This is a genomic window from Sinisalibacter aestuarii, assembly GCF_027923545.1.
Taxonomy (GTDB): Bacteria; Pseudomonadota; Alphaproteobacteria; order Rhodobacterales; family Rhodobacteraceae; genus Sinisalibacter; species Sinisalibacter aestuarii.
Window position 1 is genome coordinate 13,805 of sequence record NZ_BROH01000017.1, and the last position, 22,785, is coordinate 36,589.

Annotated in this window: 27 protein-coding genes; 17 read left to right on the top strand and 10 right to left on the bottom strand. The window is 57.5% G+C overall.

Annotated elements, in window-relative coordinates; translation table 11 throughout:
• Positions 1 to 14: 14 nt before the first annotated feature.
• Complete coding sequence (locus QMG28_RS19630; RefSeq protein ID WP_281843938.1) at positions 15 to 1,001, bottom strand: helix-turn-helix transcriptional regulator; 987 nt, start codon at positions 999 to 1,001, stop codon at positions 15 to 17.
• 49 nt (positions 1,002 to 1,050) lie between these two features.
• Positions 1,051 to 3,054, bottom strand: coding sequence for an AAA family ATPase (locus QMG28_RS19635; RefSeq protein WP_281843939.1), 2,004 nt, complete (start codon positions 3,052 to 3,054; stop codon positions 1,051 to 1,053).
• 599 nt (positions 3,055 to 3,653) lie between these two features.
• Between QMG28_RS19635 and QMG28_RS19640 the strand changes: the two genes are divergently transcribed.
• Both QMG28_RS19640 and QMG28_RS19645 read left to right on the top strand, forming a co-directional pair.
• Complete coding sequence (locus QMG28_RS19640; protein WP_281843940.1) at positions 3,654 to 4,361, top strand: hypothetical protein; 708 nt, start codon at positions 3,654 to 3,656, stop codon at positions 4,359 to 4,361.
• Positions 4,362 to 4,465: 104 nt separating this feature from the next.
• Positions 4,466 to 5,161: a hypothetical protein gene (locus tag QMG28_RS19645; RefSeq protein ID WP_281843941.1), complete on the top strand. Its 696-nt coding sequence runs from the start codon at positions 4,466 to 4,468 to the stop codon at positions 5,159 to 5,161.
• Between the two features lie 120 nt (positions 5,162 to 5,281).
• Here QMG28_RS19645 and QMG28_RS19650 read toward each other — a convergent pair whose 3' ends face one another.
• The 3 genes from QMG28_RS19650 to QMG28_RS19660 all read right to left on the bottom strand — a co-directional run bounded on the left by QMG28_RS19650 (position 5,282) and on the right by QMG28_RS19660 (position 6,310).
• A complete protein-coding gene (locus QMG28_RS19650) occupies positions 5,282 to 5,512 on the bottom strand; it encodes a hypothetical protein (RefSeq protein WP_434784459.1) in 231 nt (76 codons plus the stop codon).
• Positions 5,513 to 5,676: 164 nt separating this feature from the next.
• Entirely contained in the window at positions 5,677 to 5,934 is a 258-nt protein-coding gene (locus QMG28_RS19655) for a helix-turn-helix domain-containing protein (RefSeq protein WP_281843942.1), read from the bottom strand.
• 124 nt (positions 5,935 to 6,058) lie between these two features.
• On the bottom strand, positions 6,059 to 6,310 hold the full coding sequence (locus QMG28_RS19660; RefSeq protein ID WP_317963157.1) for a hypothetical protein: 252 nt from the start codon (positions 6,308 to 6,310) through the stop codon (positions 6,059 to 6,061).
• A gap of 210 nt (positions 6,311 to 6,520) precedes the next feature.
• Between QMG28_RS19660 and QMG28_RS19665 the strand changes: the two genes are divergently transcribed.
• From QMG28_RS19665 to QMG28_RS19735, 15 genes are all read left to right on the top strand, one after another.
• Positions 6,521 to 6,889, top strand: a complete 369-nt coding sequence (locus QMG28_RS19665) for a hypothetical protein (protein WP_093363101.1) — start codon at positions 6,521 to 6,523, stop codon at positions 6,887 to 6,889.
• A gap of 43 nt (positions 6,890 to 6,932) precedes the next feature.
• Positions 6,933 to 7,547: a lytic transglycosylase domain-containing protein gene (locus QMG28_RS19670; protein ID WP_281843943.1), complete on the top strand. Its 615-nt coding sequence runs from the start codon at positions 6,933 to 6,935 to the stop codon at positions 7,545 to 7,547.
• Complete coding sequence (locus tag QMG28_RS19675) at positions 7,544 to 7,837, top strand: TrbC/VirB2 family protein (protein ID WP_012187323.1); 294 nt, start codon at positions 7,544 to 7,546, stop codon at positions 7,835 to 7,837. Before QMG28_RS19670 ends, QMG28_RS19675 begins: the two co-directional genes overlap by 4 nt.
• On the top strand, positions 7,830 to 8,108 hold the full coding sequence (locus tag QMG28_RS19680; RefSeq protein WP_281843944.1) for a VirB3 family type IV secretion system protein: 279 nt from the start codon (positions 7,830 to 7,832) through the stop codon (positions 8,106 to 8,108). The genes QMG28_RS19675 and QMG28_RS19680 overlap by 8 nt, the downstream gene beginning before the upstream one ends.
• Entirely contained in the window at positions 8,098 to 10,461 is a 2,364-nt protein-coding gene (locus QMG28_RS19685; RefSeq protein ID WP_281843945.1) for a VirB4 family type IV secretion/conjugal transfer ATPase, read from the top strand. The genes QMG28_RS19680 and QMG28_RS19685 overlap by 11 nt, the downstream gene beginning before the upstream one ends.
• A complete protein-coding gene (locus tag QMG28_RS19690) occupies positions 10,458 to 10,625 on the top strand; it encodes a hypothetical protein (RefSeq protein WP_165198600.1) in 168 nt (55 codons plus the stop codon). The genes QMG28_RS19685 and QMG28_RS19690 overlap by 4 nt, the downstream gene beginning before the upstream one ends.
• The gene (locus QMG28_RS19695; protein ID WP_281843946.1) at positions 10,615 to 11,769 is read left to right on the top strand and encodes a lytic transglycosylase domain-containing protein; all 1,155 of its coding nucleotides are present in this window, start codon (positions 10,615 to 10,617) and stop codon (positions 11,767 to 11,769) included. Before QMG28_RS19690 ends, QMG28_RS19695 begins: the two co-directional genes overlap by 11 nt.
• Positions 11,769 to 12,578: a type IV secretion system protein gene (locus QMG28_RS19700; RefSeq protein WP_281843947.1), complete on the top strand. Its 810-nt coding sequence runs from the start codon at positions 11,769 to 11,771 to the stop codon at positions 12,576 to 12,578. The genes QMG28_RS19695 and QMG28_RS19700 overlap by 1 nt, the downstream gene beginning before the upstream one ends.
• 14 nt (positions 12,579 to 12,592) lie before the next feature.
• A complete protein-coding gene (locus QMG28_RS19705) occupies positions 12,593 to 13,249 on the top strand; it encodes a VirB8 family type IV secretion system protein (RefSeq protein WP_075777193.1) in 657 nt (218 codons plus the stop codon).
• A 2-nt stretch (positions 13,250 to 13,251) separates the two neighbouring features.
• Entirely contained in the window at positions 13,252 to 13,947 is a 696-nt protein-coding gene (locus QMG28_RS19710; RefSeq protein WP_281843948.1) for a TrbG/VirB9 family P-type conjugative transfer protein, read from the top strand.
• Entirely contained in the window at positions 13,944 to 15,323 is a 1,380-nt protein-coding gene (locus QMG28_RS19715) for a TraB/TrbI/VirB10 family type IV secretion system protein (RefSeq protein WP_281843949.1), read from the top strand. Before QMG28_RS19710 ends, QMG28_RS19715 begins: the two co-directional genes overlap by 4 nt.
• Before the next feature lie 4 nt (positions 15,324 to 15,327).
• Positions 15,328 to 16,311 (top strand): ATPase, T2SS/T4P/T4SS family, encoded by a 984-nt coding sequence (locus QMG28_RS19720; RefSeq protein WP_281843950.1) that lies wholly within the window; start codon positions 15,328 to 15,330, stop codon positions 16,309 to 16,311.
• Positions 16,311 to 16,499, top strand: a complete 189-nt coding sequence (locus tag QMG28_RS19725; RefSeq protein ID WP_258095906.1) for a hypothetical protein — start codon at positions 16,311 to 16,313, stop codon at positions 16,497 to 16,499. The genes QMG28_RS19720 and QMG28_RS19725 overlap by 1 nt, the downstream gene beginning before the upstream one ends.
• A 131-nt stretch (positions 16,500 to 16,630) precedes the next feature.
• Positions 16,631 to 16,900: a hypothetical protein gene (locus QMG28_RS19730; RefSeq protein WP_281843951.1), complete on the top strand. Its 270-nt coding sequence runs from the start codon at positions 16,631 to 16,633 to the stop codon at positions 16,898 to 16,900.
• A gap of 6 nt (positions 16,901 to 16,906) precedes the next feature.
• Entirely contained in the window at positions 16,907 to 17,986 is a 1,080-nt protein-coding gene (locus QMG28_RS19735; protein ID WP_281843952.1) for a TrbL/VirB6 family protein, read from the top strand.
• A 204-nt stretch (positions 17,987 to 18,190) separates the two neighbouring features.
• Here the strand turns inward: QMG28_RS19735 and QMG28_RS19740 are convergent, their stop codons facing one another.
• The 5 genes from QMG28_RS19740 to QMG28_RS19760 form a co-directional block, all read right to left on the bottom strand.
• Positions 18,191 to 19,420: a DNA phosphorothioation-associated DGQHR protein 1 gene (locus QMG28_RS19740; protein WP_197918491.1), complete on the bottom strand. Its 1,230-nt coding sequence runs from the start codon at positions 19,418 to 19,420 to the stop codon at positions 18,191 to 18,193.
• A complete protein-coding gene (locus tag QMG28_RS19745; protein WP_197918489.1) occupies positions 19,420 to 19,962 on the bottom strand; it encodes a hypothetical protein in 543 nt (180 codons plus the stop codon). Before QMG28_RS19745 ends, QMG28_RS19740 begins: the two co-directional genes overlap by 1 nt.
• Before the next feature lie 125 nt (positions 19,963 to 20,087).
• Entirely contained in the window at positions 20,088 to 20,519 is a 432-nt protein-coding gene (locus tag QMG28_RS19750; protein ID WP_281843953.1) for a DNA phosphorothioation-associated protein 4, read from the bottom strand.
• Complete coding sequence (locus QMG28_RS19755) at positions 20,509 to 22,560, bottom strand: AAA family ATPase (protein ID WP_281843954.1); 2,052 nt, start codon at positions 22,558 to 22,560, stop codon at positions 20,509 to 20,511. Before QMG28_RS19755 ends, QMG28_RS19750 begins: the two co-directional genes overlap by 11 nt.
• The gene (locus QMG28_RS19760) at positions 22,557 to 22,781 is read right to left on the bottom strand and encodes a hypothetical protein (protein WP_281843955.1); all 225 of its coding nucleotides are present in this window, start codon (positions 22,779 to 22,781) and stop codon (positions 22,557 to 22,559) included. The genes QMG28_RS19755 and QMG28_RS19760 overlap by 4 nt, the downstream gene beginning before the upstream one ends.
• Positions 22,782 to 22,785: the final 4 nt, after the last annotated feature.

A 22,785-nucleotide genomic window follows, 5' to 3' on the forward strand; every position in this document is an offset into this window, starting at 1 on the left:
GATTCGACTTGAGACTACTGTCCGCACACGTCACTTTCGGTCGTATCAGACGAAGAGTTTTCCGAAATCTGCAAGAATTGCGCTTCAACCTGATCTCCCCATCTCACCAGATACCAGTCCATCTCCTGCCGTCCTCCGGCGCGGAAACGGACGATCAGTGACCCGTCACCCATCCGCTCGGTCAGCTGTTTGGGATGAAACAGATATCCCGCAGCTTCATCGGCAACGTCAGGAAGAAACCGCCAGACGACATCAAGTGGTTCCTCCCGCCACACACCAAAGCTCTCCGATAGCCATTCCTGCAGATCGAAACCTTTGGGGCGCTCGTAGACCTCGGGTACCAACGAAACCCGTTCAAACCCAGCAAGCGCAAACAGGCGAAGATCGTCCTGATATTCGCTCCAAGCCAAAAGGTATTGGCGCCCTTGACCAAATAACATGGCAATTGGGCCGAGCCGGGTGTTGCGTGAAAGCTTCGCCGAAGCACGGGCGCGATGATCAGCAGAGATCATGACCCCTGCAAGGATCGCTTCACGAATTGTAGATAAAATCTCAGAGGAAATTCTTTCACGAGGCCCAGGTCGAAAGGCAACTCCGTCTGCCAATAGTTGTGCTTCAAGGTCAGCAGCAATCAAACGGCGGCGATCCTCGCGAAACATTGCCTGCACCTTCACCAAAAGGCGCTCTAATATTTCCGCTGTTAGTTCATCGCCCTCACGCCGCGCAATAGCGGCGGCGCGGTGGCCGGCGGTCAGTTCATCCAGCGTGGGTTCAGCCATTCGGCCCAATGATCCCGGCGGAAAGCGCCAATATTTTCGACCACTCTCGCCGGAGATTTCCTCAATTTGAGGGTAGGCGTTGCGTACGGCATCACGCATGCGTTCTGCCGTGCGACGGGATACGCTGAATTCTCGCTCTATATCAGAAAGCGAAATCCCCTCGGCTGACCCCTGCATTATCAGAGCGAGACGTTGCAAATCTTCCTGGCGAGCGTAGCGCATAACTCCTCCTAGCAATACAGAGCAACCATTGTAGTGGAGCACTTTGGCGTCAACGGCCAAAGCCAATCGGTCGCGTTGTTCCTATCTTTGCCGCATCCTCAAGGGTCAGAGCGCGCAGAATTTCCTCTGGGTCCGCGACACCCAGTGCCTGCATTCTGCGGGCCACGTTCGCGAAATCTCCCGGAGTAAGCCGATCAAGCGTAGCCAGTTCCTTCGGGGGCGAACATGAGAAATGCGCAGCCCAAGCCAGAGGCAGTTGATCGACTGAGAGAAAATCGAACCGGATGCGGAAGGTAAACCGGCGCTGCGTTGCAGGGTCGAGCTTTTTGGCGAAGTTGGTAGTGCAGACGAAGGGCAACGGGTGGCTTTCCATCCAGGTCAGCATCTCATTAACCTGGCTCACCTCCCAGCTGCGTTCAGCGCCACGACGGTCAGCCAGCAGACTGTCAGCCTCGTCGAAGATGAGCATCGCACCGTCGGCGCGTGCGTCAGAAAAGGCCCGCGCGATGTTCTGCTCGCTTTCGCCAACCCATTTCGACATGAGGTCCGAGGCGCGCTTTTCGATCACCGGCATGCCGATGACCCGGGCCAGATGCCGTGCCCATGCGCTTTTGCCGGTGCCCGCCGGTCCCTCAAGACAGAAACTGACCCGGCGGGGTGCGCCTGACCGAGCTAGCTGCCCTTCGATCCGGGCTAGATCAACGTCAGCGCGGGCCAGACCTTCTTGCCAAGGCACATCTGAATAATGCCGCGGCGCGCTGTCGACTCCGCCCTTTGCCAGACGGGCTGCAGCATCCAGCACCTGCGAGACAACAGCCTGCCCACCATCGCAAAGCCTTGCCACCACCATCGCGTCCGAAACAAGCGCCGGGGCCTGATCATGCCGTTCCGCCATATCCGGCAGGGCGGTGTCCGGTATGCCGGCACCATGTCGCTCTTCGAGGCGTTGCCAGATACGCGCTCGCACACGGCCCGATGGCGGGCGCATCATCACCGAGTAGCTGATCCGCCGTAGAAAAGCGGGATCACAGGCGTGCACCGAATTCGTAGTCCAGATCACCGGGATCGGATTGGTTTCGAGAATTCGATTGAAATGAACCTTCGACAGTATCTCATGGCTAAAGCGGAAGCTGTGCCCACCAATCAGGTCTTCCATCTCGTCGAACAGCAGTACGGTATCCGATCTTTGCCCTAGCATGCGAGATGCCATTGTGAGCTCGGCCAAACGCTCCCGGCGCGACGGCTCGCCTCCGTCATCGTCCGTTTCGCCGACCGCGCGCAGTTCAGCGCCGACCTCATGCGCGAGCACCTTGGCGAACTCGGTCTTGCCTGTGCCGGGAGGGCCGTAGAGCAGTATGTGCACGCCTGGTTGGCGCTTTGCCAGCGCCTTGGACAGTAGTTCACGCATCAGGTCCGCATCTCGGCTTAGACCTTCGAAGTCTTGCCATTGAGCCTGCGGCGCAGCCGCACGCGGGAACATCAGGGCGATCAGGTCGGAAATGCTATCCACTTCGGCAAGTAGCGCGAGGGTCAGGCGATCAGACAGATCGAACGGCATCCGGCGGTGACGCCCGCCGCTGTTGCGCTGCACCAATCCCGAGCAAGTGAGGCGACCGGATGCCCGCATGGCTGTGCGGATTTCAGGCTCGGGCGCCGCGCAGAACCACGACAACAGCAGCGGCACCGAGACTTCTCTGGTTTCCAGCGCGCCATCGACGACATGCTCGAAGCCATCGAACAACTTGTAGAACGCGACGAAGGTCAGCATGGATGTTTCGGCAGGGGATAGCCCGAAATGCTCGCCAAGACGGGTTGCATTGCGCTGAACGATCTCGCCCTCACCGCCCCCGGCGGTCGGCACAAGGTCGTGCGCGATGGTCCTGATCTTGTTCCACCATTGCGAGCTTGGTCGGGTACGAGGCCGTTCGGGACATTCGACTTCGGTCAGGTACTCCAGCCAGCCGGGCAGTTCCTTGGCTATACGGCTGGCTGGACCGAAACGGTTGGCCAATCGGACGATCAGATCAAGGGCAAGGTGTTGTTCGTACGTCATTGTTCATCTCCGTCTTTTCAACAGAAGTGACATGGCAATGCGTCAGATATGGACATATGTGGGAAGAAGGTTCTGGACGACGGCGGCAGTGTGATGGAATGGTTCCAGCCGACTTGCGGCGCTACAGCAACGACTTCCGAACCCTCACTGCTATGGACTGGTTGTCCCGAAGAGCGCTGTCAGCTCTTTCCGTGCAGTCGATCAAGTTGGGGTGGTGCCTATCCACTCGAAAGGCAGGCGGAGCGCAGCCATCCGCTGCGAACTGTAGTAAAGGTCGCTAGGCGGCTCTCGCAACTTCTATAAAGCTTGACGCAGCAGCGACCTGCCGATCAATTAGAAGTCGTGCTACTGCTCTGTTATTTAAGAATTAAAGGGAGTAGAAAGTTATGACTTCGGTCGCATCCATTTTTTCTAGACGTCCAGAGACATGGGGGTATCGCGGTGACCCTTTTCTGTGGGACGCCCTAGGATGGGAACTCAGCGCAAGAGTTGCCCAAATCGATCGAACTTCTTCGAACCTTCGTAGTCTTGTACCGAAACTTAAAGAGGCATTCTGTTTCCTTATTGATGACGGTGCAAGGAAGGGCGACGGTGTAGAGTTGAACTGGCTTCCCACTGCGGGCATGTCCGGTGGCGTGATCCACTTGGAAACATGGAATGACAAACTGCTACCTGAGCTTGCTCGTCGGCTTCAAGAAGCTGAAGAAGTTGCAAATTATACGATGGAATACCACCCAGCTGAACATCGGTTCCGATTTGCTGCTTGGGCCGCTTCCACCGCCGCGCGGAGCAGTCGTCAGGTCTGTACTTTCCCTGTGTCAAAAGGCGCAAAACTGTTGAGAATGTCCGGGCTAAAATGGCTATCCCTGGGCAGCCATTGGTTACCGCGTACCAGAGAGGATTTCGATGTAGCACATGATCAATGGTGCGAAGAAATCCGACATCTCGCGCAAGATGAAATCTCAAATTCCTTCACATACGGCATCTCGGCGAAGTTGGTGAACTGTTTCTTGAAGGCTTTATTCCTGCAAACCATGGTGGGGCCACCGTTCGACCCGTACGGTGATCGCGGTGAGATGGGGTGGGACGAGTCTACTCGCTTCATTCATCCACCAATTGATAGAGTGCTCATGGAAGAAGCTGCCAGAAGATCTGAGCCTGCAATGAAAGAAAGATGGAAACAGCTTATTGGCGTCGGTTGGTCTAGATTTACTCGCGACGATTATATTCGTGCGATACGCTTAAGTCGCGAGATTGTTGGAGAAGATGTGGCGCAGATCGAGGCGTGTTGGAGTGGGTTTCAATGAGGTCTCGATGCCACACAAAAACTTCATTATTCGATTTTATACTTTGTGTTGTGATAGTATAATTTCGTATGTATACTGACCTCCTCTCACGGAGGTTCCTCAGCATGCGCCATTCAGTCAAGAAGCTCCTCCCCTCGATCGCAGTCGCTTTGGCCGTGACAGGTCTTTCGCTTCCGGCACCCGCCCGCGCGCAGACATACCCGATCGACTGCGCGATCCTCTTGTGTCTGTCTGGCGGCTGGCCTGCATCCGTCCCGTGCGCCCGAGCTCGCGCCGAATTCATCAGGCGGATAACGCCCTGGCCGGTGGAACCGCCGCTGCAAATCTGGCGCTGTCCCATGGGCGCCTCCTACGAGAGCGATCGGCCATCAAACAACGCTGGGCGCATCTTTGAAGTTTTGTACCGGCCCGACAACCGTCGGCCGCTCCAATCCTCGCCAGTCTACGATCTCGTTCCAGCCGACTGGGCCCTCCAGCTCGTTCAAGATCGCGCGGACATCGATATCAGCGGACCTGAATTCAACTTCGTGCGGTCCATCCGCGTCTTTGATGTTCGCTATGCGCGGCAGCATGAATCTGGTCGTGACGGTGACTGCAATCGCAGCGCGACCGTGGTCCTCGGCACTTACGGAACCCAAGGCGATTTCTCCTGGCAACGATCTTCCATAACTGCCCTGCCCGAGGCCCATGTCGGTCTCGAACGTTGGGGTCAGAATTGCCCGGGTATCTATCACCGTTCTGTCTTCGTCGATTGGCGTGACTATGAGGGCAATTATGGATTTGAGCAGGTAAACTACTGACCTGACAACACATAGGTTTGTCTCGGAAGACGAGTTCTTTGGCTTGTCCGACCGCACCGCGTACGCGTCGCGGTCCAAATGCTGTTTGGCGTTTCGGCAAGCACTGCGGGTTCGCTCTGTTCACCCGCCGTTACTTCTTCCGATCCGCGTGAGCGCATCGAAGTCGATTTCCTGCTTCTGTTCCGCAGTGAGATCCGGCCAGGAATGCGATACCGGCTGGGGCCCGTGGACGTCCCACATCACCGCATGCGCGTCCGTCGTCCATCGATACACCCAACCAACAATGCTGCATCCATCGGTCCCGATCAGATTGGCGATCGCGACGCCCTCACCTTTATCATCGTTCACCATTTACTGACTTCCTGCACTGTGGCTCTGATATTGCAGCGTGACGAACTGCGGTGCTCGCCTGCACCGCATGCCGCGCTTAGGAGATGTTGGCTAACTGCTCTTTCTTGAGGAGCTCACTTCACATGGGGACGCATGAAGCGGCGCGTCCAAAAATTTCTTTGCTTTCAAATCTTGTGGTCGGACTCCGTGGCGGCTTCGACGATCGCCAGAACCTCGGATAAGTCGAAGCCAAGCGCTCGGGACAATACGATGAACTCGACAACGTCGATCCGTCGCTGACCACTTTCGATGCGCGCCACCAGAGACTGGTGGCAGTCAAGCCTGTCCGCCAAATCCTTTTGCCCCAGACCCGCTCTATTTCGGGCCTCGACCAAAGATCGACAAAGGGCCAGATGCCCGGTACTCCAGATAGTTTTCGACACGCGCCACATACCTTTTGTGACGTCGCTAGCGGATGAAATCTGTTATCTAAAAAGTAGATATTTGAGGGTGTTATCGGCGTCTGGTTTTCACGGGCTGCTAGTCTGATGCTCCCGAGGCTGCCCATCAATCCCCTACCAATTGCAGAAATCGGCCATAGTCCTCGCTGACTTCCCGCGCTTCTTCGAAAGCGCGGGCGCGTTCGCTGTCAAGGCAACGGAAGTAGCTCTGGATATCCTGGATGTAATTTTCGAAATCGCCGCGGATGATAGCCGCATAGTCCCGCGCGGCCTGCGAATCACTTGGCAGGAAGGGGCGGGGCGGGGCGAAGCAGGATTCCGCCAAAACCGGCCCGGGAACGCAGATCAGAAGGGCCAGAGCTTGCAATGGGAGCAGGCATATCAACCTCGGGTTTCTCAAACCTGTTATCTCCTTGATCGCGGACACTGGCCGAGACTAGTGTTTGCGTGACCAAACTACAGCCAAAGCATGATATTACATCTTGCGGTTGATAATATACTATCGTAACTCTGGGCTTCAAGTGGGAATGCCTAGGGTCGCGCCATTGGAGAAAGCGTGAGCCGGGCCATGAACTGGGACATCGAAGCACCAAATGTGGTTACGGAAGCACGTTTCCGCGAACTCGTGGAAAGCGGCTATAGCGCAGAAATCCTGTGCCAAGAATCGGCACACAAGAAAGGCCCCAGCTATTACGGGGTCTGGATCATGCGTGTGGTCTCCAATGAAGGCGTGGAGAAGCTGCTGGTCACGGCCCGTACTCGGACGACCTATAACGACATCAAGATTCGCGAGTTCAAGACGATCTCTGGCGTGGTGTCTTTCTTCATTGGCCTTGGTTTTGCGCATGTCGACCTGCCGCTTGAGGCGGGGACAAGCCGTACGCACAAACTCGCCCCGCCAGACAAAGCCCCATCAGAAAAGGGCACTGGCAGCTAGCCTCGTCTGTCTCTGGCTGGTCACAGCGCCAGCTTCAGCGCAAATGGTCCTGGTCATGGAGAGCGACGGCTCCCTGACCCCGTCCCGCTCCCAAAGCAGCTTTGCTCGAAACTACAATGACGGGATTGGTCAGGGTTCGGCCTCCGATGGGATCGCAATCTTCGGCGAGGTAGAGGACGAGCAAGAGGGCGTCCAAGTTGCGGCCCTTGCCCGCCTGACTCCCCTGCCCCGCGCCGATGTTCTCTCTGGGATTCAGACCACGGCCTTGCGCTATGCCGGCCATCCGGGCCTGCGTCGCGCGGGGCTTTCCGTGACCGATTGGCTGGCTCTCTATCGGGCCAATATCGAGGTTGAGAGCGCCTATCGACAGGATGCGATCTCGAGCGCGGGCGCTATAGGCCTTGGCCAGCTGATGCCCACCACTGCCCGTGATCTCGGCGTTGACCCGCGTGACCCGCTGCAGAACCTCGACGGGGCCGCCCGCTACCTCGCGATGATGTTGGACACGTTTGGCGATCCACGCCTTGCCCTCGCAGCCTACAACGCCGGACCCGATGCGGTCCGCCAGTACGGCGGCATTCCCCCCTACCGAGAAACCCAGAACCACGTGGCCCGCGTCATGGCCGTCGTGGCCCGATTGGAAGGATCAAATTCATGAGACAGATTTCAAACCTCTTTGTCGCCTCACTGGCGCTATTCCTGCTCATTGCCGAGCCCGCCCTTGCCCAAAGCATCGATCTATCCCCGATCCAAAGCTTGTTGCAGGGCATTGTCGATGCTCTAACCGGCCCGCTCGGCGTCGTGATCGCCACACTCGCGGTCCTTGGCGTTTTCTTGAGCTGGTTCTTCAATATCATCGATCTGCGTCAGGCGCTCTGGGTCCTCGTCGGGATCGCTGGTGTTGCGGCCGCTCCCACCATCGTCGCCGCGGTTTTCGCCGGTGGCTGAGCGCTCGCCTCTCTTTCTGGGCCTCGTGCGCCCGCCGAAGCTTCTGGGCCTGCCCATCATGTACGCGATGGTCTGGCTTTTCGGCTCGGTGCTCTTGTTCGTCTGGGTCCAGCACATTGCGGTGCTGGGCATAGCCGCCCTGCTCTACCCGGTTCTCTGGAAGGCCGCGGACTGGGATCCGCGTTTCATCGACGTGATGATGACGGCGCTGCAAGAGACGCCGCCCACGCGGAACCGCTCCATCCACGGCGGGGACAGCTATGCCCCGTGAAGCCGCGCTTGATCTCCGCACGATGACGCCGGAGTGGTATGCGCGCGAGACCCGCCTCGCGCACATGCTGCCCTATGTGAGCCTCGTCGATCACCAGACCGTGCGGACCCGGGTCAACGAGCTTTTCCAGTGCATCCGGCTCGACGGGGTCAATAGCTATACGACCGATGACGCCTATCTCGACAAGGTGACCGCGCTCTTTGCCCGGATCATTGCGCAATTGGGGCCGGAGTTCAGCTATTACGTCCATAAGGTCTCGAAGGCGATCACGCCGGACCTCGAGCCGCTGCGCGAGGACAGTTTCGCGGGAGAAGTCGACCGGCTCTGGCGCAAGAAGCTAGAGACCAGCGGGCTGCGCGACAAGACGCTCACCCTTACGATCATCCATCGCCCGCCTCCAAAAAGCGTCCTGCCATTCCTGAACCGCAGCGCGCCGGATCGCCTCAAGGAAGCGACCGAGAAGCGCCTTCGCCGATTGGGCGAGGCCGTGAACGTGTTCCTGTCTGGCCTGACGGAGCTTAACCCACGTGTGCTTTCGGCCAAGTCCGGCGAGTTGATTGGCTTCCTAGGGGCCCTCAACACTGGCCAGGAACTGCCGCTCTATCCGGCGAACACCTATGGCTTCCTGTCCTTCAACGTCGCCAACACGCGAGTGACGTTTCAAGGCGATCACTTCGAACTCTCCGAAGGCGTCGTGGGACACCGCTACGGCAAGAGTTTCACCATCGGGGAATACTCGGAAGGCACCTCCTGCACCATGTTCGACATGCTGAACCTGCCGGTCGACATGATCGTCACGCATTCCTTCACGCCGATCAATTCGAACCTCATGGCGGGCCGGATCAAGCGCCAGAAGCGCCAGATGCAGGCCAGCCAGGACGCGGCCCTCTCGCTCATGGAAGCCCTCGATATCGCTGCCGATGATCTGGAGGCCAAGCGGCAGAGCTTCGGCGAGCACCACATGGTCGTGACGATTTTCTGCGATACTCTGGACGAGTTGCAGAGCTTGAGCGCCGAGATCGTGAACGCCGCGGCCGCCGAAGGCGTGAAGATGATCGGCGAGCGGGTCGCGGCCAAGGCGCATTACCTCAGTCAGCATCCCGGCAACCAGCCCAAGCGCGTGCGTGCCAGTGCGATCACCAATCGAAACTTCGCGGATTTCGCAGCATTTCACCGGACTCAGCTTGGCAAGCCTGCTGAGAAAACACCCTGGGGCAAGGTTATCACCTATCTGCCCACGCCCGAGCAGAGCGCATACCGGTTTTCCTATCACGAGCAAGGCTCGCCCGACAAAGAACCGACCAGCGGGCATACGCTGATCATGGGACGACCCGGGTCAGGCAAGTCGGTCCTCTCGGCCTTCCTCATGACGCAAGCCCGTCGAGCAGGGGCGCGGATCTTCGTCTTCGACTACCGTTTTGGTATGGAGATGGCGGTCCGCGCCAACGGCGGGCGCTACGCATCGCTCAAAGCCGGCCAACCCACGGGCCTCAACCCGCTCTGGACCGAGACCGATGCGCGCGGCACCGCCTGGCTCTCGGACTGGCTCACCACCCTGCTCTATCGTGCCGACAAGCCGCTGACGCCCGCGCAAACAAATCGCATTCAGGAGGTCGTGCGCCAGAATGCGCAGGCCACGAACCCAGCCTTGCGGAACTGGCGCGACTTCGCATCGCTGTTCGTTTCGACCGACGATGGCGGCGATCTGCACCAGCGGCTGCTCGAGTGGACCGAAGAGGGCCGCTACGGCTGGATTTTCGGACAGACGCTGGAAGACACTTTCTCGCTGAAGGGCAATGTGGTGGGCTTCGATCTGACCGGCATTCTCGACAGCGAGGCCGAGAAGGAACGCATGGCCGTCCTCTCCTATCTCTTCCGCCGGGTTGAGCGCGAGATCGAGGATCGGCGCCCCACCATCATCGTGATCGACGAGGCCTGGAAGGCGCTCGATAACGCGTATTTCGCCGAGCGGCTGTCGAACTGGCTGGTGACCGCGCGCAAGCAGAACACTGTCGCGGTGATGATGACGCAATACGCCAGCCAGCTCGAGCGCACCCGGACCGGCAAGACCATCATCGAAGCCGTGCCCACGCAGATCCTGCTTCCGAACATCCGCGCCCATGCCGCCGATTACGCGATGCTGAACCTCTATGAGAAGGAGCTGGACGTCCTTCTCAATACCGGCAGCGACAGCCGTCTCGCCCTCATCCGAGACGACCAGGGCTCCATCGTCGTCGATGCCGATCTGAGCGCGCTTGGGCCCAATCTAACCATCCTTGGCGGCATGGAAAAAGGCGAGGCGCTTGTCGGCGCCGATTACCGCAACCGCCCGGACTTCTGGAGGATTTCATGACCCGTATCTTGTTTTTGCTCGCCGCACTCGGCGCTTTGGCCTCCTGCACCCAATACCAGGAACCGCAGGCCAATTGCTTCACCTTCCTCGCTTCGACCGCCCCCATCGCGTCTGATTGCAGCTTCACGCCGATCGGCGCACCGGAGCGCGACATTGAAGTCTAGCCTGCCCCATATCTTGGCCCTTTGCCTGCTGCCCGGTCTCGCCTTGTCCCAAGGTGTGCCGACCAATGACAGCGGGCTGACCGCGCGCGATATCGTCGAGACCAGCGATCGCGAGGCCGATCTTGCGATCCAGGCCGACAAGCTTGCCGTGCGCGAACTCATCGCCGAGATTGAACGCGAGCAATTGGCCACCCTGCAGCGCATCCTCGATGCACAGACAAGCTTTGGCGGCCAGGGTCTGTCGGCCATGGTCTCCGGGCTCGAAAGCGGCAGCGGCGATCCGACCCGCTCCGTCGAGGCGGTCTATGGCACGGGTGAGATCGATCCCAATCCCGGCGGCGCACAGATGTTCGGGGATGCTGCGGAAAACATCGAGCAGCTCATCATCCGCGTCGCGCAGGAGACCAGCGGCTTTGCAGGCGTGGGCCGCGCGGGTCTCTCGCCGGTTCAATGGCGCGCACTCCTACAGGCGCTCATCTGGCAGGAAAGCCGGTTTACTATTGGCGCCCGCTCGCCCGTCGGCGCCTTTGGCCTCACCCAGATTATGCCCGGTACGGCCAGCGATCTCGGCATCAACCCAGAATACTACGACAGCCCCTACCTGCAGGTGCATGGCGGCGCGCGCTATCTCGCAACGCAACTCAACACCTTCGATGGCAACATCATCAACGCACTCGCGGCCTATAATGCAGGCCCCGGCCGGGTCTTTGAATATGGCGGTGTCCCGCCCTTTACCGAGACCCAGCACTACGTCCAGGTCATCCCCGAACGCTACAATCTCTACCTAAGCCGCATCGGCGGGATCGAAGCGCTTGGGACGATCGACCCCGCTCTGCTGGCCAATGCTAACCTCTCGATGACCGGGCATGGCGCGGCTTTCTATAGCAACAACTCGCCCGCCGCGATCAGGCAAGCTGCCCTGCGTATCCAAGACATCGTCACGCGGATTTCCGCGACGGAAGACGTGCAGGAAAGCGTCGCGCTCAACACCTATGCCCGCGCCGAACTCGTGCGTCTCGTCGCGGCCCGCATCCGGCTACAGGCGGCGCGGACCCGCGTACTCTCGGCCGAAGAGCTGGCACAGGCCAGCGCCCGCATGGCCGAGGGCGCGTTCATGGAATTCACGATCAGGGAGATAGACTGATGAGAGATTTACTCTTGAGAACGGCCTTAGCCACGACACTTGGGATTGGCCTACACTTGGGAACCCTCTCCCTTGCCCTGGCGCAAGGTGTGCCCGTCGTCGACACCCAGAACATCGCGCAAAACATCCAGCAGCTCCGGCAGATGATCGAAGACGAGATCCTACAAAACGAACAGCTGACGCAGCTCCGCGAACAGCTTGCGACACTCACGGACCAACTCGCGGAGCTGCAAAGAACCTATGAAGCACTTACCCGCCTTGCCGAACTTCCCGAGATTATCCGCACCGAGATGGAGGACGAGCTGAACGGCCTGCTCGACCAGGAGTTCGGCGATATCATCGCCACGATTGAGGCGATCAAGACCGGAGACTTCTCTGGCCTGTCGGGCTCCGGCGCGGGTGAGATCGAAACACAGATGGACCGGGTGCTGGCCGATCTCGGCTTTGATGACGATACCCTCACGGAAATGGCCACCAGCGGAAATCCCGGGGCCAACCGCGTGGCGACGCAGGCCACAACCGGCGCGCTCGTCTCGGCCGCTGCCCAGAACAGCTACGAGGACGCGGGCCAATCGCTGGAACGCGTCGACCGGTTGGTCGGGCTGATCGATGACATGGACGAACTGAAGGAAAGTATCGACCTCAACACGCGGGTGACGGCGGAGCTGGCAATTGCCCTCGTCGCCATGTGGCAGCTTGAGGCCGTGCAAACCGTGGGTGACGGCACAGGCGGCGTGATTGATGCCGCCACAATCGCCGAAGAACAGCGCTTCATGGATTTCACCTTGCCGGACCTTCGGGCCGAGTAATCGTGGGGGCATGAATGGTGGCGAGTGAACAAGAAATCATCGAGGAAGAACTGGTCTACGGTGCCTTGCGCCGCGAACGGCTCTGGCAACGCCTTGGCCTGACGGGCCTTGTCTTCGGTGTCATCGGCTGTCTGAGCGCCGCGGCGGTCTCGATCCTCGATGTCGACCCGCCCCCCGTCGTTGTTCCCTATGATCCCGCCACCGGCTTTGCACTCCCCGAAGCCTCGGTCGGCGCCTCCTCGGTGACCGCCAACCAAGCGATCATCGAGGCGGAGGTGTTCCGCTATGTGACCGACCGGGAGGTCTACAACCAGCTCGACAACGATCTGCGCATCCGCAACGTCCTGCGCCGCTCGGACGGAGCTGCCGAGAGCGGGCTGCGCCAGATCTGGAACAGCGCCAATGAGAACTACCCGCCGACGGTCTATGGCCCCAATGCGCGGCTCGACGTGGAGATCCTCAGCATCAACCGGATCGGAACCAACCGCGCGACGGTCCGCCTGCGCAAGCGCCTGACATCTATCAACGGCGTCCAAACCGGGCTTTTCACCGCCACGCTTCTCTTCGAGTTCCGCCCCGAGACCCGCCGCTCCATCGATGAGGTCTGGACCAACCCCTTCGGCTTCACGGTCCTCGAATATTCCATCCGCTCCGACAGATTGGAGAATTGAATTTGTTCCCTGTTCGACTTTTCATATTGCTGATTGCCCTGTTGCCCGGCCTTGCTTTCGCCGAAGCCATCCCGCGTGGCGGGCCCAATGACAATCGGGTGCGGCTGGCAACATATCAAGAAGGTCAGGTCTACCGCCTCAGCGTGTCGCTCACCCATGTGACCACGGTCGAGTTCGGGGAAGGCGAGAGCATCCGCTCGATCATTGCGGGCGACACGGAAGGGTTTGAGATCGATGGTGTGCCAGGCGGGCAGGCCTTCGCGATCAAGCCTGTGGCGCGCGGGGTGCATACCAACGTTACCGTCTACACGAACAGGCGCAGTTATTACTTTAACGTCCAGGAGACCCGCAGTCCGACCTTTTACGTGGTCCAGTTCCGCTACCCCGAAGACAATACGCGGCCCACACGTGCCATCGCGGCCCAAGCGCCGAACTATAATTACGGTGCCAGCGCGCGGACCGAGTTCACCCCCACCCGTGTCTGGGATGACGGGACCTTTACGTATTTCGAATTTCCGCGGAACGCGCCGGTGCCTGCGATCTTCCGCTACGCCAATGGCCGTGAGCGCACGGTCAACACGCAAGCCACCGAGGACGGCGTGATCCGGGTTTCAGGCGTGAACCGACAATGGGTGCTGCGGATCGGGGAGGAGGTAGTCTGCATCGAGGCCACACCACCTGCGGGGGTAGGCTCATGAGCGATACTGGAAACGCAGACCTCGAGAAACGCCTCGCTGCTCTAGAACAAGGTAAGGGCGCTGGTTCGCCCCCTGCCCCACGGCGCTCACCGCTGCTCGCTTTGGTCGTCGTCCTCGTGATCGGCGCGGGCGGTGCGTTGCTCTATCTCATGTCCCAACCCGAGGAAGAGGAAGCCCTTCCCACGGCCACGCCGGACGTGTTCCAGAACGAAGGCGACGGCTTCGGCGCTATCGAGACCTTGCCACCGCCCGAGCCCGAGGTTGTGTTCGTCGCACCCGATCCGGTGGAACCGAACGCCGAGCTTTTGGCGCAACTCGCCGCCCTTCAGGCTCAGATTGAGGAATTGCGCAACGCCCCCGAACCGGTCGTCGAGGAAGACACGGCTGCCGCCGAAGCCATCGATGCGCTGACCGCTCAGATCGCAGCGCTGCAAGCCGCCTCGGAAGCCGCACAGCAACGATTCCAGGACGAACTGACGGCGCGGGATCGCAGCCTTGAGCAACTCCGCATGGATCTGGAACTGGCCCAACTCGAGGCGAACCGCCCGCTTCCGGCACCCGTCGGTCCTACCGAGGACGAATTGCGCGCGCGGGAGGAAGAACGGCTCCGCCGCGAGGAAGAGGCACGGCGGCTGGCAGAACTCGAACGCCGCGCTGCTGAGGAGCGCGCCTTCCAAGAGCGGCGCATCGCCTCGCCCACCATCGCGTTTGGCGGCACGTCCGGAGCGAATGAGACGGCGCTGACCGAGCGCACCTTTGGCGAAGTGACGGATTTCGTGCTGAACGGCGCGCTGCCCACTTCGGTGACACAGGCAGAAGTCATCGCCAATCCCTCCAATACGATCATCCAGGGCACCATGATCCAGGCCGTCATGGAAACCGCGCTCGACAGCTCCCTGCCCGGCCAGACCCGGGCCGTTGTTTCCGAGGATGTCTACAGCGTCGATGGCGCGCGCCTCCTGATCCCGCGCGGGTCCCGTCTTATCGGGCGTTATCGCTCCGGCGTCGATATCGCGCAGCGCCGGGTCACCATCGCCTGGGACCGGATCATCCTGCCCGACAACCAGACGATCCAGATCAGCTCCTTCGGGGGTGATGAGCTGGGCCGCTCCGGCGTCACCGGCTTTGTCGACACGCGCTTCGATGAGCGCTTCGGCTCGGCAGCGCTGATTTCTCTGATCTCCGCCGCGCCAAGTGCCGCCGCTGCGAACGTGCAGGATGAGACCGCGGCGGATGTGCTCGAAGACGTGGGCGATGATCTTGCCGATGCCACGGACAGCGTGATCGGCGATTACCTTTCGATCGGCCCCGTCATCTACGTCGACCAGGGGGCCCGCGTCACGGTGATGGTCGACCGCGATCTGGAGATATTCTGAGCCCATGTCGCTGAGCTATCTCGAAACCTCCCTCGACCGGATCGAAGCCGCCGCCCGCGACGATGTCATCGAGATCTGCATCAACCCCGACGGCTCCTGCTGGGGAGAATTCCAGGGCGATCATTTCATGCGCAAGCTGGAACAGGCATTGACCGCAACCGAAGTGAAAGACCTCGGCAACCAGATCGCCTCTTCTGCCAACACCACGATGAGCAAGGACCGCCCCATCGTCTCGGTCTCAATCACCTACAAGGGGCGCCCGATCCGCGCACAGGTCATCACCCCGCCTGCCGTGCTCTCGGCCATGTCGATCAGCCTTCGGTTCTTTTCCAGCTTGCCGCTCGACGGGATCGCACTCGACTTTCTCTATGGCAAGGAACGCAAGCTTGAAGAACTCCGCCTCGAGAAAACCCGCGAACTGCGCGAGGTCGTGGCCGCGGGCGTCATCGACGATGCGCTGGCCTTTTGCGTCGACAACAAGCTCAACATGATCGTCTCTGGCGGCACCTCCACCGGCAAGACCGTGGCTGCGCGCAAGATCCTCTCTCACGTGCCATCAGAGGAACGGATCGTCACCATCGAGGAAGCCGCCGAGCTTCTGCCGACGCAACCGAATGCCGTGACTCTGATCGCCAATCGTGACGCGGAGTTCCAGACTGCCGATGTGCTGCTCACCGCGACGCTGCGGATGCGGCCTGACCGGATCATCCTCGGCGAGGTACGCGGCAAGGAGGCCATGACCTTTCTGGAAGCCATCAACACCGGCCATGGCGGATCCATGACCACACTCCATGCCGAAACCCCGCAACTTGCCGTGCAGCGGCTCGCGATCGCGGCACTCAAGACCGAAATCCCGATGACCTATGCCGACATGATCCAGTACATCGAAAATTCCATCGATGTTATCATCCAGGCCGGTCGCCATGACGGTCGGCGCGGCATTACCGAATTCTACCTTCCCGGCGCTAGTGAGACTGGAGCTTCCTAATGAAGACCTTTGAATACGACATCCTGTTTTTCCAGGTGAAGAAGCAAAAGGACTACGACGCGATGCGAAGCGCCTTGAATGAGCGCGGCGCGGAGGGATGGGAAATCATTACAGCTGAAGCAGGTGACTACGGCTACACCACGTTCTTGAAGCGAGAATCTTTGGCGACGAAGGCGGCTTCAGAATGATGCGGGTCCTTACGACTGCAGGCCTGCTCGTTGTCCTCGGCGCAACCGCTGGCGTCGCTCAACGGAATCTGATCCCAACTCTCGACAAACAGCCAGATGTCTGTCCCGACCAGCCCCCGGAGCCACAGTGGATGCAAGACATCGATGTGCGCGATTCCCACAAACGGCTCCTGATCCAACAAATTTATCGTGCGCAGAGCATGCAACGCATCGTTGAAGCCCGAAGCTGTGAATGTCCCACACGATATCCTTCTTGGGCAGCAGCCAAACAGGTCTACGTCGAGCATTTCGCCGCATTTGAATACTGGGACATCGTGGAAGCGGCGTCAGAATACAGACGCCAGGCAAATCAGCTTCGACGCGAAGCCATGCCAATCTGCGACGCCGCTGGAAACTGGTAGGGTTTCATGAGTGTCGTCACCTACTTCGTAGAAACGGCCGAAGGCTATCTCAATACCGCTGCTGAGACGCAATTCGGTGCGGTCGCCGCAACAGTCGGAACGACGCTGGTTCTCGGCACCACACTTGTTGTCATTCTCGTTTTCATCAACACTATCTACCAGTATCGCGCCATGGACGGGCGCACGGCCTTTTGGCTGGCCGTGAAAGTCGGGCTGATAGGTGTCTTTGCAACGAACTGGGTGCAGTTCAACATCCTTGCCGCGTCGATCCTGAACGGGATCGATAGCATTGCCGGGTCGCTCGTGGCCTCCGTCGGCGGCGGGTCACCTGGCCCATCTGGCACCTTTGCAGAGGAGTTCGATGACCTGATCGCGGCGCTCGGGGACTACCTGAATGCTGCGGGATCTGAACTGAACTGGATGGCCGGTGCCCTGTTGGACACCCTTGGGGTTTTGCTGCTCTCGATCCTCGGTGGCTTGGCTGCGTTCATCGTCGTTGCGTCCAGGCTCATGATCGCTCTGCTAATTGGGATTGCACCGATCATGATCTTCCTAACCCTCTTTGAAGTGACCAAGGATTATTTCGCGCGCTGGCTTTCGGCGCTGATTTCCTTTGCGATGTACCCGATTGTTGTTGCCGGCGTGTTCGCAACGATCACGGGTGTGTCGCGTGCCTTACTTGCCGAGCTCGGAGACCCGGAAGGCGCCTCCAATATCGGCGCGCTCATTCCGTTCTTCATGATGGTGCTGATGGCAAAGGGGTTCATCATAGCAACGCCCTTCCTGGTTCGGGCGATTTCGGGAAACATCATGATGCCAGCACTCTCAGCCGGCTTCGGAGGAAGCTATGCCTTTGCCCGAGGGCTTGCAGGCAGCCAACAGGTCTACAACCGCTACGCCATCGGAGGCGCCACCGGGGCCGAATACGCAGCTCTGCGCGCGCGTCAATTCTTTGGTGTGCAAGCGTTGCCAAGCCGACCCAATACTGCGGGCGGGCCAACCAAAGCCCCTCCCGGCGACGCGACCGGAACCGGCGCTCAGATGCTGGCGCAGCTTTCAAGGTTGGGTCGTCTCGGCAGACGGTGAACAGACTAGATGCGGACTTTTTTGCGCGACAGTTAAGCTCTGCAACTTAGCTCCTCCAAACGCACTAATCGCTACAACAGCGATAGGTTGCGCCGTTCAGCAACGGCAGTGCGGGAGATTGGCGGCCTTGTGCAAATGCAACTTGCGCTCGCAGACTGTAGAGAATGCTTTATTTTGGAGGTCAGGGCAGATTCTTAGGCTGTTTCAAATTCCTATAACCTTCTCAATTTCTTTACGTATGAAGGTCCTGCCAGAACCTGAGGCATTTTGGAATTCAGTTGAGGAGAAATCGATCTTTTTGGCCGGGCTCAGAATTTCTTCAAAGTAACCAGAGCTTATGTCCCTATTCTCAAACGCATCCGATGCTAGCTTTCGTAGAATGTCGAAAATGGCTTGCACACCTACGGTTCGAAAAATGTACGAGCCCTCATTCGCGTCTTCCCAAAAAACTCTGTCTGCCGCTTTTAGATAGTTTAGAACCATCTTGAAGATCACTGCGTCGTTACCTTCGATGTAAGCGCTTCTCAGGGGAGATTTGTCCTTTGGGCCTTGCAATAGAACATTTCTGGTATGGGCGTCGCCTTCTCGCATCAGATTGGCGTCTCGCTTCGGATTGCTCGAATAGAGCCTCATAATTCCGTCAACTGCAACGGCAGTCGAAATTCGCCATGTGGCTTCAGCGGCGATCTTCTCCAATCTCGAGTCCCGCTTCGGCGCGACCATGATGCGGCCTCGCAAGGGTGAGTCTGTGTCTGTTGCCAACTTTCGAGCAAAAAAGACGGCCAACTTGTCTGGCGTCCAATACTCCTCTGGTTCGTCAGAAACGTTATACCCGAACAGTTCAAACGTCAGACTGCGGTCTACCCGTTTCTGCGTGGAGTTAATGGTTGCAAAGATTTGGGCTTGCAGAGCTTTGGGCAGGTCAATGAAGATGGAACAAATCAGGTTCATGCTCCGCAGAGCTTCCGGATTAGCTTTTGCAAAAGAAAACAACCTGTGTTGACCATCAATCACCGCTGCAAGCTTTGCGTCCGATGGGATAGTTAGCTTGTGACAACCGTCATCAGATACCTGAACGGTCCATGCGCTAGAGACATCTTTGGACTCTTCGCCTTCCTCCTCCGCGATGTCTTCATTCTCGGTTTGATCGAATCCGGTCTCACGATCATAGTTAGCAGCGACTATGATTGAGTTTGGAAAGGCTGAATCTACACGGTTAATATAAGAAGCGATTTCGGACAGGCGTTTATCTTGTATCACCCGTTGTGTGCCTTCAAGCGAATAACCCACTCCGTCTGGATTAAGAGATGCGCTCATTCTGTCGCTTGCGCAGACACGAAGCAACATTTCAGCTGGGAGTACCGCAACATAAAAGCTACCCAGACGCTGGTCGACCCGCAATGCAGGAACTGTAAAAGGGAATTGAATATCCATTAGTCTACCTTGAATTCGCTCAGGTTTCCCTTCACCGCTCTGGTTGTGCTGCCACCTGAAGCGGCGTCGATGGGGGCGTTTTGATAGGTTAGTTCGTCACCGTTTGTGAACCACCAAAACCACACTGCAAAGATTCCAAACCAGACCGCAGCTCCGAGGGACCAGGCAGGATGAACCGGGTAAAATATCGTTATCAGAACCACGCCAAAAAACGAAACAAAGCAGGCAAGTAAAGAAAATGAGACCAGAACCTTGTCTGAATTACCGGTTGAGCTCAAAATGAGTTGGAGCGATGCTGAACCGATCAAAGCCGGGAAGAACGTGGATAACGCTGTGAGCAATCCTGAGTCATCCGCCGATTGTCCAAGCTGGCCCTTGATAATTTCTACCCAGATGCCGAGGCCACCTAAACATATGATCGCCAGAATGACGTAAAACACAAAGGGTACGTTCTTGAACGGTTGCCAAGTGCGGCGCCAGATCTCGCGACCTAGGTACTGCCAATCACCCAGTTGTTTAGGGTTCGTGTCTTTGCTACTCAAAGGGCTTCCCCTCGCTGATTGATGCGGCTCGGGATGAAACTGCTAAACGATACGAATGCTTCATCGAACTGTGGCATCGACACCAATATCGACGCATGCTCGACCTGAGTGCCGTGCAGCCTTGTTCAAAAATTCGCCAACTCTGTAATGTCGTCAAGTATCGTCTGATCGCCCTCTTCTCTGTGAATCAGGGAAAGCAGACCTTCCCGCCAGTCTTGTTTGCCGCCCGAGATCTCCCTTTTCATGATCTCAAGGCCGCCATTAGCATACTCTTCAAAACACAAGACACGCTCGGCTTCGTTCGAAGGAGCCAGCATCTTTGGATCGCTGTTTTCCTCGATTGCAATCATGCTCATGATGGTTCGATCAAAATCACCTCTAAACACTTCGAGATCGATGGGCTCTGAGCTCTTCTGGAATGGCTTCCGATTTCCGCGCCGGAACCCCAAAGCAGCCGCGAAGACAAGGACATCCTTGAAGGTTGGGAAAATGCCTTCGTCTCGTAGCTCACTGAGCATTTCTTCGAACTCGGCGGGGCGTCTTACTCTAGTGGCCAAGATAGCCCTCCTCAATTTTTGTGAACTCAGGACCATCTGTACGTTTTACGTAGTCGGTGTCTTCTTCGCGCCCTTTAGACTTTGGAGCGTGGTAGACCAAGCTATACTCTTTTCCGATAAACGGACGACACTTGTCATCGACTTCCTTGCTCCATTGAGAGTTAGAAGCAAAAACAATCACTTGGTCTGCGAGATCAGGAATGTGCTGCGCAATTTTCTCACGGTATTCGCGATCCAAAGCGCCAAACGGTGAGTCCATGATCAAAGGATAAACACCGCCCTTGAAAAAGGTTGTTTTTGCTTTGTTGCGTTCCTTCGCGAGATTAACCAAACTTGCGATGAAACTCAGGCTGATGACTTGGTTCTCGCCCGTCGACTTCTCAGATACGGGTTGCTTTCCTACCCCCGGGACGTCTTTGAAGATTCTTAGGGTGTAGTCTCGATCAATCTCTGCATAGAAGTCTTTGCGAAGGATGCTCTGGAAGGTGTCATTTACCTTGGAAGACAAGTGATGGCGTGTCTCTTCAGCCAGGGCCTCATGCAGGTTGTCTACCAGACTCTTACAAGCTTCGGCAAACTCAAGCTTCTGTCTTGCCAAGTCCTCCTTTTGAGATTTGGATTGGACCTTCTCGATCTCTTTTTTAACTTTGGCCAGGTCGTCGTTCAGCAGTTCGATCGAATCTTTTGCTTTGGCGATTTTAAGACGTTCGTCGGCTTGAAGTTTTGTCAGCTCGTTCCGGCGCTCTTCCAGTCGTTTGACATCTTCTATGTCAGAAGACCCCAAGCTGCTGCTGATTTCGTCGAGCTCTTCAGTGATCGCTTTTAAACGCTTGTTGTAGTCGCTCTCTTTTGATGACCAAGTTGATAACTGTGCATACAGCCTAGTCCTCTCACGAGGCATTGCTCTTAGGTTGCTAACGACATCTGTGAAAGCGGCCTCAAGATCCTCTCCAGTAGCTTGGTCACGATAGCCTTCGATCGCTGCTCTTGCTTGCGTGCCCTCTTCTAGTTGAGTTCCACAAATGCACTTCGCATCGTGTAGCAAGTCGTCTATGAACGTCCGCCTGATCTTGTAAGGTAACTCACCCCTTTTGCGACAGTCTTCAAGAACATTGGAGACAGACGCCACTGTATCGCTTAGAAAAGCCAGTGCACCCGTCTGCGAGACCAGCTCCATTCTCTCTTGGCTGAGCTTCTCGAGTTCGCCTTCGATTGTACCTCTCTCGGCCTCCAGACTTCGTCTTTGCTCAGCCTTTGCCTTTACATCGGCAATCTTCTCGTAAGATGCATTGATGGCGTCTAATTCTGTTTGGAAACCCTTGCTGGATTTCGACGCCGTGTCCCGTTCTTGTTTCCGTTGATCTATCTCTGAGTTGATCCGAGACTCTTTTTCAAGGAGATCGCGGTAGTCAGCTGAAGCCGTTTCACTTGCTTCCTTCCGAAGATCCTTGATCACCAAACGACCAAGATGATCGCTTGCCCGGTCTATGATTTCTAAGCCCATCAAGGTCTTGATAGCATCTCGGATTTCGCCAGAAGCAGACACGTTAGCCAGTTTTTCGATGCGCTCGCCGTTGAAGAAGAAGTACGAGTGCATCTGCTCAGGTATCAATTGATTGATCCGGTTGGCAGGATTCTTTGCCGTTTCGTATTTGCCCCGATCATCGATCCAGGACAGGGTTGGAACAGACTTTCCAATTGGTTCGGCTTCCAGCGCTTCTCCTGTACGCTTGAATTCCTGCTTTCGGTGCACAGTGTAGGTGGAGCCTTCATGCTCAAACTCAAGTTCTAGGCTGAGCTCAGTCACCGCTCCAGGAGAGATTTCAGACAAAGCAAGTTCGTTGAGGATTGTTTGCTCGCCAGTATCAAAATCTGTCTTGCCGTATAGAACCCATTTGAAGGCGTTCAAAAGCGAGGTTTTACCAGACCCGTTTTCGCCATGAATGACTGTAATTCTCGATGTATCGTCAGAGAGGAATTCTAATTCACACTCACCATAAAACTGGCGGAAGTTCCTTATTTTTAGACGTAGTATTCTCACCGTTTTACCTCACGCTCGATGAGTTGCTTGATCCGCGCGGCAATCTCTTTCTCAACACTGCCGACGGCACCAAGGTTTCGATAACTCTGATATTCATGTTCAATGGATAGGATCTCATTGACGACTTTTCGAGCTTTCGGAGATGCAGCTTCAAGAACTTGTTTTGGAGACTTGTTGTGCTCGCTCATTCGTAATGCCTTTTCTAGAAGCTTCTGGATCACACGC